This is a genomic window from Kitasatospora sp. NPDC002522, assembly GCF_053595195.1.
Genome location: NZ_JBSFXE010000008.1, coordinates 42,296 through 57,608, shown reverse-complemented (window position 1 = coordinate 57,608; position 15,313 = coordinate 42,296). Strand labels below are relative to the sequence as shown.

Here is a 15,313-nt window from a genome sequence, read left to right as displayed (position 1 = left end):
CGTTGTTCACTTTCCCCAACGACGAGCCCGCACCACTGTGAAACGTGATCTACTTTACCGGCCACCGGCCACGTCCGTCGCCGGTCCCGGTGAGTAGGGATAGGGGCCCCGGATGTCCGCGCTGCCGCCGCCGTCGCTGCGGATCGCCCTGCTGTCCTACCGCGGCGACCCGTTCTGCGGCGGCCAGGGCGTGTACGTGCGCCACCTGTCCCGCGAACTGGCCCGGCTCGGCCACCACGTCGACGTGATAGGCGCCCAGCCGTACCCCGTCCTGGACGAGGTCGAGGGCCCCGGCTCGGTGCGCCTGGTCGAACTCCCCAGCCTGGACCTGTACCGCGCCGACGACCCGTTCCGCACCCCCGCCGCCGGCGAGTTCCGCGGCCCGGTCGACGTGCTCGAGTACGCGGTGATGCGCACCGGCGGCTTCCCCGAACCGCTGACCTTCTCGCTGCGCGCCCGGCAGTACCTGGCCCGGCACAAGGGCCGCTACGACGTCGTGCACGACAACCAGACCCTCGGCTACGGCCTGCTCGGCCTGGCCCGGCACGGCTTCCCGCTGGTCACCACCATCCACCACCCGGTCACCGTGGACCGGCAGTTGGAGATCGACGCGGCCGCGACGACGCTGCAGAAGCTCGGCAAGCGCCGCTGGTACGCCTTCACCCGCATGCAGCGGCGGGTGGCCGCCCGGCTCGACCAGGTGATCACCGTCTCGGAGAGCTCCCGGGCCGAGATCTCCGAGCAGCTCGGCGCCGCCCCCGGCGCGGTCTCCGTCGTCCCGATCGGCGCGGACACCCGGCTCTGGTCGCCGTCCGAGCGGATCGCCCGGGTCCCCGGACGGATCGTCACCACCTCCAGCGCCGACGTCCCGCTCAAGGGCCTGGTGTACCTGGTCGAGGCGCTCGCCAAGGTCCGCACCGAACGCGAGGCCCACCTGGTGGTGGTCGGCAAGCCGCAGAAGGAGGACGGGCCGGTCGCCGACGCGGTGCGCCGGTTCGGCCTGGAGGCGCACATCGAGTTCCGCACCGGCCTGACCGACCGGGAGCTGGTCGACCTGTACCGCTCCGCCGAGGTCGCCTGCGTCCCCTCGCTGTACGAGGGCTTCTCCCTGCCCGCCGCCGAGGCGATGGCCACCGGCACCCCGCTGGTCGCCACCACCGGCGGCGCCATCCCCGAGGTGGCCGGCACCGACGGCGACACCAGCCTGGCCGTCCCGCCCGGCGACGCCGGCGCGCTGGCCGCCGCACTCGGCCGGCTGCTGGACGACCCGGAGCTGCGCGAGCGGCTCGGCGCGGCCGGCCGCGCGCGGGTGCTCGCCAACTTCACCTGGACCCGGGCCGCCGAGCTCACCGTCGAGCGCTACCGGGCCGCGATCGCCACCGGAGCCGGCGCCGCCGCCCGCTCCGGCCACGGCTGGCGCTACGTCAGCTGACGGTCCCTCAACCGTCGTACCACCCCTTCGTGAATGGGAGCCCCGCAGTGCTGACCGTCGACTTCTCCCGCTTCCCGCTCGCCCCAGGCGACCGGGTGCTCGACCTGGGCTGCGGCGGGGGCCGGCACGCGTTCGAGTGCTACCGGCGCGGCGCCAACGTGGTCGCCCTGGACCAGAACGCCGAGGAGATCGCCGAGGTCCGCAAGTGGTTCGCCGCCATGGAGCAGGCCGGCGAGGCGCCCGCCGGGGCCAGCGCCGTCGCCATGGAGGGCGACGCGCTCAACCTCCCGTTCGACGACGACACCTTCGACAAGATCATCATCTCCGAGGTGATGGAGCACATCCCCGACGACAAGGGCGTGCTCGCCGAGATGGTCCGCGTCCTCAAGCCCGGCGGGCTGCTCGCCGTCACCGTGCCCCGCTACCTGCCGGAGAAGATCTGCTGGGCGCTCTCCGACGCCTACCACGAGGTCGAGGGCGGCCACATCCGCATCTACAAGGGCGACGAGCTGGTCGAGAAGGTCCGCGAGGCGGGCCTGAACCCGTACGGCACCCACCACGCGCACGCCCTGCACTCCCCGTACTGGTGGATCAAGTGCGCGGTCGGCGTCGACAACGACAAGGCGCTGCCGGTCCGCGCCTACCACCAGCTGCTGGTCTGGGACATCGTCGGCACCCCCGTCATCTCCACCCTCACCAAGGCCGCCGAGAAGGCCCTCAACCCGGTCATCGGCAAGTCCTTCGTGGTGTACGCCAGCAAGCCGCGGACCGGCGAGTGACGGCCGCCGTCCCCGAGGCGCTGCTGCTCGACGGTGTACTCGACGCCGCGCAGGCCGCCGACACCGTCCGCGCGATCCTCGCCCACCAGCAGCCCGACGGCGCCATCCCGTGGTTCCACGGCGGCCACCTCGACCCGTGGGACCACACCGAGGCCGCGATGGCCCTCGACACGGCCGGCGAACACGCCGCCGCCGAGGCCGCCTACCGGTGGCTCGCCGACCGGCAGAACCCGGACGGCTCCTGGTACGCCGCGTACGCCTACGGGCAGCCCGACCACGCCGACGGCACCGCCACCGACCTGGCCCGCGAGTCCAACTTCTGCGCCTACGTCGCCGTCGGCGCCTGGCACCACCACCTCGCCACCGGCGACGACCGCTTCCTGGAACGCCTCTGGCCCACCGTCAGCCGCGCCCTCGACTACACCGTCGGCCTGCGCCTGCCCGACGGCCCGATCGCCTGGCGGCAGGACCCCGACGGCGCCGTCGCCACCGACGCGCTGCTCACCGGCTCCTGCTCGGTCCTGCACGCCCTGCGCTGCGGGCTCGCCATCGCCGACCACCTCGACCGGCCGCAACCCGACTGGGAACTGGCCGCCGGACGGCTGCGCCACGCCATCGCCCACCACCCCGAGCGGTTCCTCGACAAGGACCGCTACTCGATGGACTGGTACTACCCCGTCCTCGGCACCGCGCTGCGCGGCGACGCCGCCAGCCGGCGGCTCACCGCCCAGTGGGACCGCTTCGTCGTCCCCGGCCTCGGTGTCCGCTGCGTCAGCGACCGGCCGTGGGTCACCGGCGGCGAGAGCGCCGAACTCGCCCTGGCGCTGTGGGCCGCCGGACAGTCCGACCGCGCGGTGGAGATCCTCCGCTGGATCCAGCACCTGCGGCACGAGGACGGCTCCTACTGGACCGGCTACGTGTTCGAGGACGACGCGATCTGGCCGGAGGAGCGCACCACGTGGACGGCGGGCGCGCTGCTGCTCGCGGTCGCGGCGCTGGGGGGCGACCATGCGACGGTGTCGGTGTTCGGGGGGGACGAGTTGCCGAGTGGGCTGGTTGTCAACGACTGCTGTTGAGGGGTGAACGCAGAGATCCGCCCGGGGAGGGGAGTTCCCTTCCCGGGCGGATCTTGCTGTGCGTGGGTGGTTGCTCGCGCCCCTGCGGGGCGCGACCGGGTCAGCCGCGCTGGATGCCTGACGTGTCGTTGAGGACGCCGTGGGTGCCGTCGGGGAGCTGGGCGACCAGGGTGGCGCCGTGCTGGTCGACGGCGAGGTACCAGGTACCGGGGACGAGCTCGCCGACCGGGGGGAGGCCCGGGTTGTCCTTGTTGGCGAGCTGGCGGACGGCCGGGACGGCGAACCAGAACGGGGCGAACGGGGCGGCGGGCTGGGCGGCCTGCGGCGGGACGACGTCCTGGATGGCCGGCTGCACGGCGGTCGGCTGCGGCGCCGGGACGGCCTGCGCGGCGACGGGCTGGGCGGAGGACTGCGGGAAACCGTAGCCCCCGGCCGGCTGGTGCGCGCCGTACGGCTGCGGCTCCGGCTGCTGCTGGGCGGCGTAGGCCTGCGGGGCCTCGGGCTGCTGCTGGGCCGGGAACGCCTGCTGCTGGGCGGCCGGGTCGGGGTAGCCGTACGGGCCGGGCTGGCCCGGCTGCGGGGCGCCGGGGGCGCCCGGGTACTGGCCGAAGTTCTGCGGGACGGTCGGCGCCGGGGGCTTGTCCGACATCAGCGGGGCCTGCAGCACGGGCAGCAGCGGGCCGCCCGCGGTGGCGGCCACCAGGACCAGCAGCGAGAGCAGGCCCAGCCAGGCACCGATGCCGTGGCTGAGGCCGGTGCCGCCGCCGAGGACCGAGAACAGCGAGGTCCACAGCGCGGCCACCGACAGCGCGGTGCCCCACTGGTCCAGGCGCAGCCCGAGCACCTGCTTGGTGGCCCAGGCCTCGCCCTGCAGGCGGAACAGCAGGGTCAGCGCGGCGGAGGCGATGCCCAGCACGAAGACCGAGGTGAGCACCGGGAACAGCTCCGGCGCCCAGCCGTTGCGGGACAGGCCGCTGCACAGGCCGCCGCAGTCCACGGAGACGTAGGGCAGGAAGGACGAGACGAGGAGCAGTACGGCCGCACCGGCGACGGCGGCGTCCCCCCTGGTGAGAGCGCGCAGATTCACTGACGTTCCCCTCATTGGTGTAGTCGTGGTCGGCGGTCGGCGGTCGGGACTCCGCGGTGGCGGAACGGCCCGACGGGGCAAAAGCCTAGAGCCAAGCCGTCGTCGTGTGCACAGCACCCTCCGGATCCGGTCGGACCGGGTCGGCCGGGAGGGCATCGGACGGGAGTGGTTCCTGACCGGGCGTCACCCGGAGAGGTAGGAGGTCAGGGCGTCGGCGAGGGCCTGCGCGGCCTGCTGGCGCCACTGCGGGTCGGTCAACCGCTTGGCATCGGCGGCGTTGCGCATGTTGCCGCACTCGATGAAGACCTTGGGTACCTTGGAAAGGTTGAGCCCGCCCAGATCGCTGCGGGTGTCCAGGCCCTGCTGCCCGATGTAGTCGGCGTACGGCTCACCGGTGCCCGCCTTGAAGGTGTCGCGCAGCAGCACCCCGAGCCGGTGCGAGGGGTCGACGATCCCCGAGGTGTCGGCGACCCCGGCGGTCACCCTGGCGGGCATGATCACGTGGAAGCCGCTGCCGGAGGCCGGCGCGCCGTCCCCGTGCACCGAGACCGCGGCGTCCGCCTTGGCCTCGTTGCCTATCCGGGCGCGCTCGTCGATGCACGGGCCCCAGGCGCGGTCGCCGTCCTGGGTGAGCACCACCTTCGCGCCGCGGTCCTGCAGGATCTGCCGGGCCCGGTGCACCACGTCCAGCGTGAAGTCGGCCTCGGCGTACCCCGCGTTGGTCGCGGTGCCGGTGGTGTCGCACTCCTTGCGGGCGTTGCCTATGTCCACCTGGCGGTTGATCTCGGTGGTGTGCCGGGCGTTGCCCGTGTTGTGGCCCGGGTCGAGCAGCACGGTCCGGCCGGCCAGCGGACGCCCGGCGGCGGACGCGGCCGGGGAGGGCGCCGCCGCGGAGGCGGCGGACGGGCTGTCGGCCGCAGCGGCACCGGACGGGCCGTCGGACGGGTCGACCCGGTCGCCCTCCGCGAAGTGCGGCGAGGCCGCGGCGGGCGGGGCGGCCTGGCGCGAACTGTTCGTCGTCGCCTGCCAGCCCAGCCAGCCGATCAGGCAGACGGGCAGCACCACGCCGGCCACCTTCGCGGCGGGCCGCCAGAGGGCGGTGCGCCGCGCCGGGTCGGCGTGGTCCTCGGGTCCCATGGGGTGCTCGGTGGTGCGGCCGGTCACGTGCTTCTCAGATCCTGTCCCAGGTACGCGCCGTCAGACCGTAGGCGTCGGCGATCGGCTTCCACTTCGCCACGAAGTCCTTCTTCGACTGGGTGGCCTGCGGGTTGAGGTCGTTGGCGCGGTTCAGGTCGGCGGTGGTGGGCGCCGAACCGTTGGTGCACCCCTGCGTGGACACGGTACGCGCCCACGTCGCGTACGCGCGGTCGATGTCCCCGGACTGCTGCCACGCGGTCTTCAGCGTCTGCACCGCCTCCGCGCCGCCCGGCAGGTCGGACGTCTGCAGCCCGGCCAGCTCGGTGATCAGCTGGTCGCGCTGCTCGGCGCCGGTGTCGAACACCTTGGCGGCGCTCTCCACCTCCGGCTTCGCCGGGCAGCTGCGTACCTTCGCCACCGCGCTGCCGATCGGCGCCTTGGCGTTCTCCCCCTTGGTCAGCAGCGCGTCCAGCGCCTTCGCCTGCGCCGCCGCGTTCGGGCCGGCCGCGCCCGCCGAGGCGGAGGCCGACGCGGACGCCGACGGCGAACCCGAGGCCGCCGGAGCGCTCTGCGGGTCGCCCGGCGTGCCCGAACTCGCCGGCGGCGGTGGCGCGGTGCCCGCGCCCTTCGCCTGGCCCGGGTCGTCGCCGCTGTTCTGCACCGCCCACACCACGCCGACGCCGATCACCAGCAGCAGCGCCACCGCCGCGCCGACCAGCACCGGGGTGCGCCGGCGCCGCGGGTCCTCCTCGTAGTCGAACTCCGGCTGGGCCGCGAAGTCCGGCTGCGGGTCGAGGTTCGGCTGCCGGCCGAACGGCGGCTGCTGCCCGAACGGCGGCTGGCCGCCGCCGGGGGGCTGGGCGTTGTACGGCTGCTGCGGGCTGAAGGGCTGCGGCGGGGCGTTGAAGCCCTGCCCGCCGAAGCTCTGCTGGTTGCCGTAGCCCGGCTGCTGCCCGTAGCCCGGCTGCTCACCGTAGCCCGGCTGGTCCGGGTAGCCCTGCTGACCGCCGAAGGGCGGCGGGGGCGCCGCCTGCGGGAAGCCGCCGGACTGCGATGCGGCGCCCGCGTACGGGGCCGGTCCCGGCGGGGCAGCGGGCGGTGCCTGCTGCGGGGCCGGGCCGGTCGGGCCCGGCTCGGTGCGGGGCGGCCGGACCGGCGTGGCGGCGGGAGTGCGCGGCGGGGCCGCGGGCGGGACCGGGTAGGGCGCCGCGGCGGGGGCCTGCGGCGGGTTCGGGCCGGGCAGCGGCGACTGGGCGGACGGGGACGCCGGGTCGGGCGTGATCGGGCGGCGGACCCAGCCGCCCGCGCCGTTGTTCGCCGTCGGGTCCCAGACCGCCCTGGCGTTGTTGCCCTGTTCCGTCATGCGCCGCCTCGCCCCCAACTCGCCGGTCGGGCACCGCTGCCGGTGCCGCCACGTCCGAACGGCGCCTCCCACCCGGACCGTTCGCCGTCTGCCGCCGACACCGTACCGGCCGATTCCTGACCGGGCCACGGCGGTCCAGCAGTCGGCGGTCCGGGAGTCGGCGCCGCCCCGAGGATGACGTTAGGCCCCGGGTGATCGTTCCCGCGGAAGGCCGGGCTGATCGAGCTGACCGGGCGTCAGGAGGTGGCGGCGCCCTCGCGGCGCAGCACGCGCAGCGAGCCGGTCACCGAGACCTCGCGGAAGCCGTCGGCGAGGGCCCGCAGGTAGACCCGGTACGGGGCCTGGCCGCCGTCCGCCGGGTCGGGGAAGACGTCGTGGATGACCAGCAGGCCGTCCTCGGCGAGGTGCGGCGCCCAGCCCTGGTAGTCGCCGCCGGCGTGCTCGTCGGTGTGCCCGCCGTCGACGAAGACCAGCGCCAGCCGGCCCTGCCAGACGGCGGCGATCTGCGGGGAGCGGCCGACCATGGCGATCACGTGGTCCTCCAGCCCGGCCGCGTGCAGGGTGCGGCGGAACCGGGGCAGGGTGTCCATCAGGCCGACCTCCGGGTCGACCAGGGTCGGGTCGTGGTACTCCCAGCCGGGCTGCTGCTCCTCCGAGCCGCGGTGGTGGTCGACGGTCAGCGCGACGGTGCCGGTGCGGCGGGCGGCGTCCGCCAGCAGGATCGCCGACCGCCCGCAGTAGGTGCCGATCTCCAGCAGCGGCAGCCCGGTCCGCGTCGCCGCCTCGACGGCCGCCGCGTACAGCGCCAGGCCCTCGTCCTCGGGCATGAAGCCGGTGGCCTGCCGGAACGCCGCGAGCACCTCGGCGTCGGGGGCGTCGGCGGCGAGGGGAGTGTCGGTCATCGGGTGCTCCTGCCGGGCTGGTCGGTGGACTGACCCAGGACCCTACTGGATGGTAGCCAGCCGGTGCTCAGAGCAGGTCGCGCGCGATCCGCTCCCGGTGCCCGGCCAGTTCGGCCTCGATCGCGGCGTCCTCGGCGGCGTCCAGCACCACGGGGTGGCGGTCGGACGGCGGCGGGGGAGCGGTGGCGAGCATCCGCAGCCGCAGGTGGGTCGGCGGGTGCGAGCCGTCGACCGCGCCCAGCTCCCGCTCGGACAGCCGCAGGCGGCGCTCCACCTCGATCGGCGGGATGGAGCGGGTGGCCTCGGCCAGCGACTGCCACAGGTCCGGCGCCGCCGGCTGCCCGGTACGGCCGGGGCGCGGGCGCGGCAGGGCGCGCTGACGGAGGATCACCGTCTCGACGGTGGACGAGTGGAGGATCCCGGTCAGCATGCCGCGGGTGTCCGCCACCGAGGTCAGCCCGGCGGCCAGCCGGTCGGCGCGGTACTCGGCGGCCTGCCCGGAGCGCAGGTTCAGACGGTGCATCAGCTCGGTCAGTCCGAGCACCCCCTGGTGCACCACCCACAGCAGCAGGGCGGCGGCCGCGGCGGCCGCGACCACCATGAGGTTGCCCCTGGTGTCGACGCGGCCGGGCCGGGTCAGCAGCGACCACTCCTCCAGGGCGCGAACCGCCGAGCCGGTCCACAGACTGCGCCGGTTGTCCCGGTTCACGCCGTGGCCGAACTCGTGGCCGAGCAGCGCCACCTTCTGCTGCCGGGTCAGCGTCGCCCACAGCGGCAGGCCGATCACCAACTGCCGGCGGCGGCGCAGGCCGAGCACGCCGAAGCCCGCGTTGAACGCGCCGTCGACCGCGATCAGGTCGACCGGCGCCGTCCCCAGGGCCGCCGCGGTGCGGTCCGCCAGCGCGTACAGCGCCGGCGCGGACTCCCGGGCGAGGACGTTCGGGCCGCGCTCGGGCCGGCCCAGCCGCGGCCGTAGCGCGAACGCCACGCACAGCCCGATCACCCCCAGCACCGGCCCGGGCCAGCCCGGCAGCAGCAGCCCGGACACCAGGCCGAGGGCGAGCAGCAGCACGCCGAGCGACACCAGGTGGACCAGCCCCGCCAGGGCGAACGCCGCCGCCACCGAGCGGTCCCGGAAGTTGGACCCGCCCGCCGCGACCAGCTCGAACACCTGCTCCGTGCGCGCCCGGACGGCCCGTCGACGGCTCTCGGTACGCCGCTCGGCCCGCACGGCGCGGCGCCGCTCGCGCTTGCTCCGCGCCGGGTCGGCCCGCTTCGACGGGATCAGGTTCCACTCGCAGGCGGGGCACCAGACGGGGAAGCGGTCGTGCCCGGCCAGGGCGGCGGCGCACTGCGGGCAGCGCTGGGTCTCCACGGCGGCGCCGCCGGCGGCATCGGCACTGGTGGCACGGGGTTCGGTCATCGACACGGCGGCGGATCATGCCATGCTGCGGACCGCCCTGGGAAGGGGCTTTCACCACCCGGACGGCCGGAGCCGAGCGGGGGCGGCCTGCCGGGCGGCGGCGGTGATGCGCTATACAGGATCGGTCCGCAGTAGAACGCGTTCCAGTGCCGGGCGGTGGTCCGGCGACGCGTTCCAGCTCAGTGCCGCCGCTCCCGCGGGTGGTGGCCGCACCCTCGGAGAGCCCGTGCGCGCAGCGATCCTGCACCAGACCGGCCAGGACACCCTGGACGTCCGCGAGGACGTCGAGGCGATCGGCTTCGGCCCCGGCCGGGTCCGGGTCCGGCTGCACGCCACCAGCCTCTGCCACTCCGACCTCTCCGCGATGGCCGGGATCCTGCCGCAGCCCGCCCCGTTCGTCCCCGGCCACGAGGGCGCCGGCGAGGTGCTGGAGGTCGGCGAGGGCGTCACCGGCCTCGCCCCCGGCGACCGCGTGGTGCTCTGCTGGATGCCGCCGTGCGGCACCTGCGCCCTGTGCCGGCGCGGCGACACCCACCTGTGCGTGGCCTCGATCCGGCGGCTCGGCACGCCCACCTTCCGGATCGGCGGCGCCGACGGCGGGCAGGACGCGTACGGCTTCTACGGCACCGGCACCTTCGCCGAGGAGCTGGTGGTCGCCGCGGACGCCCTGTTGCCCGTCCCCGCCGACCTGCCGTACGAGCTGGCGGCGCTGATCGGCTGCGGCGTCACCACCGGCCTCGGCGCGGCGATCAACACCGCCCGGATCGAGCCGGGTTCGGCGGTCGCGGTGATCGGCGCGGGCGGCGTCGGCGTCGCCGCCGTGCAGGGCGCGCGGATCTGCGGCGCGGCCCGGATCACCGTGGTCGACCCGGTCGAGTCGCGGCGCACCCGGGCGCTCGCCTTCGGCGCCACCGACGCGATCGCCCCCGAGGAACTCAAGGCCGCCGCCCGCACCCTGCCCGCCGGCGGCTACGACTACGTCATCGAGGCGGTCGGCCGCTCCGCCACCGTCCGGGCCGGCTACGACGCCGCCCGGCGCGGCGGAGCCGTGGTGGTGGTCGGCGCGGGCGCCGCCGACGACCGGGTCTCCTTCAGCATGGGCGAACTCTTCTTCAACGAGAAGCGGTTGCTGCCCTCGATGTACGGCGGCGGGGACGTCCGGCGCACCGCCGACCGCGCCGTCGAACTCTGGCGGGCCGGCCGCCTCGACCTGGCCGCCATGGTCACCCACCGGCTGCCGCTGACCGAGGTCAACGAGGCGATCCGGCAGATGCGCAGCGGCGAGGCGCTGCGGACGATCCTCACCGTGGACTGACGGCCCGTGGGCTGACGTGCCGCGGGCTGACGTGCCGTGACCTGACGCCTCGTCGAGGGGTGGTGAACGGCCGACGCTCCCGGGCCCGGTCAGGACGGTGACGGGCGGGGGAGCGTCGGCAGTTCGGGTGGGGCGCTGCGCCGCCGCGGGCGGTGGCCCGGCGGCGGCGCGGCCCGTGACTCAGCGGCGGTGGCGGCCGTGCGGGTCCGCGTCGGCGGCGTCGTCGTTGGCGGTCACGCCGCGGTGCCGGCCGTGCGCCGCGTGGTCGGCGGCCTCGTCGGCGCCCGGCGCGCCGTGGTCGTGCTCGGTGGTGTCGTTGAGGGACTCGGACATCGGGTCAGTCGTCTCCGTGGGAATGGCTGGTTCTGCGGTGGGTGCCACCCGGCACGCCGGAGCGGTCGGTACACGGGCAGCAGGCAACCGGCCGTCCTCGTGGCGGCCCGCGCGGGGGCCACGATAACGGCCGAATCGGATCGGAGCCTATCCAAACCGGCCCCCGGCGCGCCGGTTTCGGCGAACCTGCGACCGCTGGCGGTCATGCCGCGTGCTCCGCCGCGTCCGCCGAACCGGCGCGCTGCCCGGCCTCGACCGGCGGTGCGAGCGGGGCCGGACGGGCTGCCTGAGGGGGCGCCGGGCGGGGTGCCTGGGGTGCCTGCGGTGCCTGAAGGGGTGCCTGAGGGGGTGCCGAACCGCGCCAGTGGCCGACCAGTTCGCGGTAGAGCGGCGAGAGGACCTGCAGGTCGCCGTGGCCGGCGAGGATCCCGCGGCCGCCGTCCAGCAGCAGCACCCGGTCGGCGCGCACGGCGGACGCGATGCGGTGCGCCACCACGAGCAGCGTGCCCGGCCGGTCCGCGAAGGCCCGCTCCACCCGCTCCTCCGCGGCGGCGTCCAGGTGGCAGGTCGCCTCGTCCAGCACCACCGTCGGTGCCGGGGAGAGGAACGTCCGGGTAAGGGCGAGCAGTTGACGCTCCCCGGCGGAGAGCGCGGCGGGCGCCCCGATCGGGCCGTCCAGCCCACCGAGCCGCTCGATCAGCCGGTCGGCGCCCAACCGCTCGGCGATGTCCAGGAGTTCGGCGTCCGTGTGCGGGGTCGGCCGCGGCCAGCAGAGGTTCTCGCGGACCGTGCCCTCGAACACGTACGCCTCCTGCGGGACCAGCGCCAGGCGCAGTGCCCGTTCCGCCGCGGGGAGTTGGGCGAGCGACAGGCCGTCGACGAGCACCTCGCCGGCGTCCGGGGCGAGCAGCCCGGCCAGCAGGGCGGCCAGCGTCGACTTGCCGGTGCCGCTCGGCCCGACCACCGCCAGGTGGCCGCCCGGACGGACGGTGAACCCGAGACCGTCCAGCACCGGGCGGGCGGTCGGCCGGTGGGCGAAGCGCAGGCCGTGGACGGCGAGTTCGCCCCGGGGGGCCCGGCCGGCGGGGGCATCCGGCCGGGCGGGCGCCGGTGCGGGCGCGGGCGCGGGCGCGGGCGCGGGTGCGGGCGCGGGTGCGGGTGCGGGTGTGCCCGGTGTGCCCGGTGCGCTGGGTGTGGAGGTGGTCGCCAGGCGGTCCAGGACCACGGCCAGGTCGAGCAGCCAGCTGCCCAGCATGCCGGCCAGTGTCCGTACCGCGGGCTCCAGTTGTTGCAGCAGGTAGGTGGCGACACCGAGGACCTGGCCGGCCGTCAGCCAGTGCTGACCGATCAGCCACGGGGCGGCGAGCACCGTCGCGAGCAGCGGCAGCCGGCCGCCGAGGGCGACGATCAGGGAACGGGCCGCCGCCGCCCGGCCGAGGGCGCGGACCGCGGCGCCCTGGGCGGCGACCAGGGCGGTGAGTTCTGCCGCGACGCGTTCCTGCGCGCCGCAGGCGGCGACGTCGCGCAGACCGGCGAAGGCCCGGCCCGCCTCGGCGGCGATCCGCTCGTCGGCGACCACCACCGCCCGGCGGCGGGCCACCAGTGGGCGCAGCAAGCGGACGAACAGCCCGCCGGAGACCAGCAGCGGGAGCAGGACCAGCGGCAGCACGGCGGGCGCCAGGACACCCAGGCCGACCAGGGCGGCGACCAGGCCGATCCCGACGCCGCGGGCGCTGCGCAACAGGGTGGCAGTCAACTGCCGCGCCGACTCCACCTGTTCGGTGATCCGGGCGATCTCCGCCGGGCCGTCCGGGACGGGCCGAGCCAGCGCGCCGTGCACCACCCGGGTCACCAGGGCGTCCCGTAGCGGCTCGACCACCTCCGCCAGGTGCGGGAACACGGCCCGCGCTGCCACCGCCCGCACGGCCGTTACCGCGCCGAGCGCCGCCAGCCACGCGAAGCCCACGCCCGGCCGACCCGCCAGGAAGCCGCGATCGGCCGCCGCCGCCACCAGCAGTCCCGACGCCAGCGCGGGCAGCGCCTCCACCGCCGACCACCCGGCCACCCGCCACCCCGCCCGCCGAGCCGCCGCGTCCCGGGACACCGCCCCGGCCAGCCCGCGCAGCAGCACCCCCGCGAGACCGGCGCTGCCGGCCGTCAACTCGCCTTCACCCGGCGAACCTTGCCGCACCATCCCCTACTCCTCGTCCCCCGAGCGCCGCCCCATTGCGGCACATGCGTCATCGTCGTCCGGGCCTGACTCTCAACTCGCCGCCGCCCAGCGGCCCTTGCGTCACTGACCCGCCGTCACCGCCGCGCCCGCCAGGGTGGTGCGGTAGTCGGGGTCGGCGAGCAGTTCGGTGTGGCGGCCGGTCGCGCGGATCCTGCCGTCGGCGAGCCAGACCACCAGGTCGGCGCGGGCGGCGGCGGAGGCGCGGTGGGTGACGACGAGGCGGGTGCGGCCGGCGGTGGAGTCGTGGAGGGCCTGGCCGACCTGGTGCTCGGTGGCGGTGTCGAGGCTGGAGGTGGCGTCGTCCAGGACCACCACCCGGGACTGCCCGGCCAACAGTCGGGCCAGCCCGAGACGCTGCAACTCGCCACCTGAAAAACGGAGTTCACCGACCTCCGTACGTTCTCCCGCAGGCAGCCGGCTGACGAACGCGTCCGCCCGGGCGGCGGCGAGCTCGGCCGGGCCCGCACCCTCCAGCGCGTCCGCCAGGGTCGGCCCGACCAGCAGCGGACGTTCGAAGGCGTACCCGACCGCACGGCGGCGCGCCGCGACGTCCAGATCCGCCACCGGCACCCCGTCGACCAGCACCGCGCCCTCGTCCGGCACCCGCAGCCCGCCGGCCAGCGCCGCCAGCAGCGACTTGCCCGCACCGGAGCGGCCCACCACCGCGACGGTCGAGCCCCCCGGGACGACCAGCTCCAGCGGGCCGAACACGACCGCCCCGTCGGCGTCCCGCACCGTCACCCCGCGAAAGACCAACTCGCCAGGCCCGTAAGGAAGTTCCAGCATGCCCGTGAGCGTGCCCGGAAGCCCGGCAACCGCCGCGACCCGGTCCCGCCCGGCCCGGGCGTGGGCGACCCCGACCAGCGCCTCGACCTGCTCGAAGAACCCCAGCCCCAGAGCCGCCCAGCCGGCCGCCGCGGCGAAGGCCCCGGGCGGCAGGGCACCCTCGGCGATCAACTGGCCGGCCGCGCCGAGGACGGTGAGCTCGACCGCGGCGATCAGCAGCATCGCCTGCCACACGGTGCTGCGCTGCACCTGCCACAACGCCCGACCGGCCGAAGCCAGTTCAGGCAGGACGGCGAGCACCCGGCGGGCCTCCACCGGCTGGGCGCCGACCGCGTGAATGGTCCGGACGCCCTCCAGCGCGCCGGTCAGCCGGTCGGCGAGCCGGCCCTGGGCGGCCTGGTAGTGCGCGAAGACGTCCTCGGCGGTGCGCATGAACAACCGGACCAGCACCGCTCCCGGGACCACCCCCGCGAAGAACGCCAGCGCCAGCCAGGGGGAGAGCACGGCGAGACCGAGGATCGCGCCGGACGAGGTGAGCAACGCCGTCACGGCGCCCAGGCGGGCCACCCGCGCAGTACCGGCGTCCGCCGCCGCGCCGACCAGACGCGCCGTCAGATCACCCGCGCCCGGCCGTGCCCCGGCCGCCTGCTCGGCCGCCGAGGGGAACGGCCGAAGCCACAGCACCCGGCGCAGCAGACCCGTTCGCAGCACCACCGTGTCGGCGGCCGTGCACGCCGGACCGGCCGCCGCCGCGACCGCCGAGGCCGCCGCCCCCGCGGCCAGCACCGCCGCCAGGGCGCCGATCGCCCAACCGTCGGACCGGCCCGCCAGCACCGCGTCCAACGCCGCCCCGGCGACCCCCGGCAGCGCGAGGGTCGCGGCAGCCTCCAAGGGCACCGAAAGCACCAGAGCCAGCGACCAGCCGCGCAACGAGGACTCCTGAGAGAGAAGGGAACGGGCGGCCCCGGGCCGCCCGGCGGGGCTGTGCCCGCCCCCGGAGACCGGAGGCGGGCACAGCGCGAGCTCGGTGACCCGGCGTCAGCTGATGGTGAAGATCAGGCAGGTCAGGATCAGACAGGTGAACTGGCACCCGCCGCCGTGGCCGCCCAGCTCGACGGACTCGAGCTCGGGCAGCTCCTGAAGGGCCGCGAGGTCGGTCTCGAAGGCGGTCATGTTCTCCATGGTGTTTCCTCCCCTTGGGTTGCTCCGCCGGAACGCTCCGGCAGACTGCGCCCGGGACTCTCCCCGGCGCAGACCTCGCCCCGCCGTCGACGCTCAGGCCTGGCCGGACCCTTGAGGGTCGGCCGGCTCGCGTGCGCGGCGGGAAGTCTGATGTGTAGTCAGGCGGAATGGGCGGCCGTCGGGTCGACGGGCCGATGGCACAGGGCAGCCGGGTCGACGGGCCGATGGCTCGGGATGGCTGTCCAGCCGAGGGGCCGGCGGCTTG

Annotated in this window: 13 protein-coding genes; 4 read left to right on the top strand and 9 right to left on the bottom strand. The window is 75.8% G+C overall.

Going from position 1 to position 15,313, the window contains the following annotated elements; all coding sequences use genetic code 11:
• Window positions 1-112: 112 nt before the first annotated feature.
• Genes ACWD4U_RS08830 through ACWD4U_RS08820 form a run of 3 tightly spaced genes read left to right on the top strand, consistent with a single transcriptional unit; the run spans window position 113 to window position 3,287 of the window.
• Window positions 113-1,432, top strand: a complete 1,320-nt coding sequence (locus ACWD4U_RS08830) for a glycosyltransferase family 4 protein (protein WP_363458410.1) — start codon at window positions 113-115, stop codon at window positions 1,430-1,432.
• 47 nt (window positions 1,433-1,479) lie between these two features.
• Window positions 1,480-2,211 (top strand): class I SAM-dependent methyltransferase, encoded by a 732-nt coding sequence (locus ACWD4U_RS08825; RefSeq protein ID WP_363458498.1) that lies wholly within the window; start codon window positions 1,480-1,482, stop codon window positions 2,209-2,211.
• Window positions 2,208-3,287, top strand: coding sequence for a prenyltransferase/squalene oxidase repeat-containing protein (locus tag ACWD4U_RS08820; RefSeq protein WP_363458409.1), 1,080 nt, complete (start codon window positions 2,208-2,210; stop codon window positions 3,285-3,287). Before ACWD4U_RS08825 ends, ACWD4U_RS08820 begins: the two co-directional genes overlap by 4 nt.
• Window positions 3,288-3,387: 100 nt before the next feature.
• On the opposite strand, the gene ACWD4U_RS08815 is transcribed toward ACWD4U_RS08820, so the two are convergent.
• The 5 genes from ACWD4U_RS08815 to ACWD4U_RS08795 form a co-directional block, all read right to left on the bottom strand.
• Window positions 3,388-4,374, bottom strand: a complete 987-nt coding sequence (locus ACWD4U_RS08815) for a hypothetical protein (RefSeq protein ID WP_363458407.1) — start codon at window positions 4,372-4,374, stop codon at window positions 3,388-3,390.
• A 183-nt stretch (window positions 4,375-4,557) separates the two neighbouring features.
• Window positions 4,558-5,538, bottom strand: coding sequence for an N-acetylmuramoyl-L-alanine amidase (locus ACWD4U_RS08810; protein ID WP_363458405.1), 981 nt, complete (start codon window positions 5,536-5,538; stop codon window positions 4,558-4,560).
• Between the two features lie 7 nt (window positions 5,539-5,545).
• Window positions 5,546-6,874: a LytR C-terminal domain-containing protein gene (locus ACWD4U_RS08805; protein WP_363458403.1), complete on the bottom strand. Its 1,329-nt coding sequence runs from the start codon at window positions 6,872-6,874 to the stop codon at window positions 5,546-5,548.
• Between the two features lie 236 nt (window positions 6,875-7,110).
• Window positions 7,111-7,776: a class I SAM-dependent methyltransferase gene (locus ACWD4U_RS08800; RefSeq protein WP_363458402.1), complete on the bottom strand. Its 666-nt coding sequence runs from the start codon at window positions 7,774-7,776 to the stop codon at window positions 7,111-7,113.
• A 67-nt stretch (window positions 7,777-7,843) separates the two neighbouring features.
• Complete coding sequence (locus tag ACWD4U_RS08795; protein ID WP_363458400.1) at window positions 7,844-9,199, bottom strand: M48 family metallopeptidase; 1,356 nt, start codon at window positions 9,197-9,199, stop codon at window positions 7,844-7,846.
• 226 nt (window positions 9,200-9,425) lie between these two features.
• Between ACWD4U_RS08795 and ACWD4U_RS08790 the strand changes: the two genes are divergently transcribed.
• Window positions 9,426-10,514 (top strand): alcohol dehydrogenase catalytic domain-containing protein, encoded by a 1,089-nt coding sequence (locus ACWD4U_RS08790; protein ID WP_363458398.1) that lies wholly within the window; start codon window positions 9,426-9,428, stop codon window positions 10,512-10,514.
• Between the two features lie 180 nt (window positions 10,515-10,694).
• Here the strand turns inward: ACWD4U_RS08790 and ACWD4U_RS08785 are convergent, their stop codons facing one another.
• From ACWD4U_RS08785 to ACWD4U_RS08770, 4 genes are all read right to left on the bottom strand, one after another.
• Window positions 10,695-10,847 carry a hypothetical protein gene (locus ACWD4U_RS08785; RefSeq protein ID WP_363458396.1) on the bottom strand — a complete coding sequence of 51 codons (153 nt, stop codon included), beginning with the start codon at window positions 10,845-10,847 and terminating at the stop codon, window positions 10,695-10,697.
• 202 nt (window positions 10,848-11,049) lie between these two features.
• Window positions 11,050-13,041 (bottom strand): ATP-binding cassette domain-containing protein, encoded by a 1,992-nt coding sequence (locus ACWD4U_RS08780; protein ID WP_449787145.1) that lies wholly within the window; start codon window positions 13,039-13,041, stop codon window positions 11,050-11,052.
• 99 nt (window positions 13,042-13,140) lie between these two features.
• Window positions 13,141-14,763 carry an ABC transporter ATP-binding protein gene (locus ACWD4U_RS08775; protein ID WP_363460034.1) on the bottom strand — a complete coding sequence of 541 codons (1,623 nt, stop codon included), beginning with the start codon at window positions 14,761-14,763 and terminating at the stop codon, window positions 13,141-13,143.
• 141 nt (window positions 14,764-14,904) lie between these two features.
• Window positions 14,905-15,048 (bottom strand): VenA family class IV lanthipeptide, encoded by a 144-nt coding sequence (locus tag ACWD4U_RS08770; protein WP_363460033.1) that lies wholly within the window; start codon window positions 15,046-15,048, stop codon window positions 14,905-14,907.
• Window positions 15,049-15,313 lie beyond the last annotated feature (265 nt).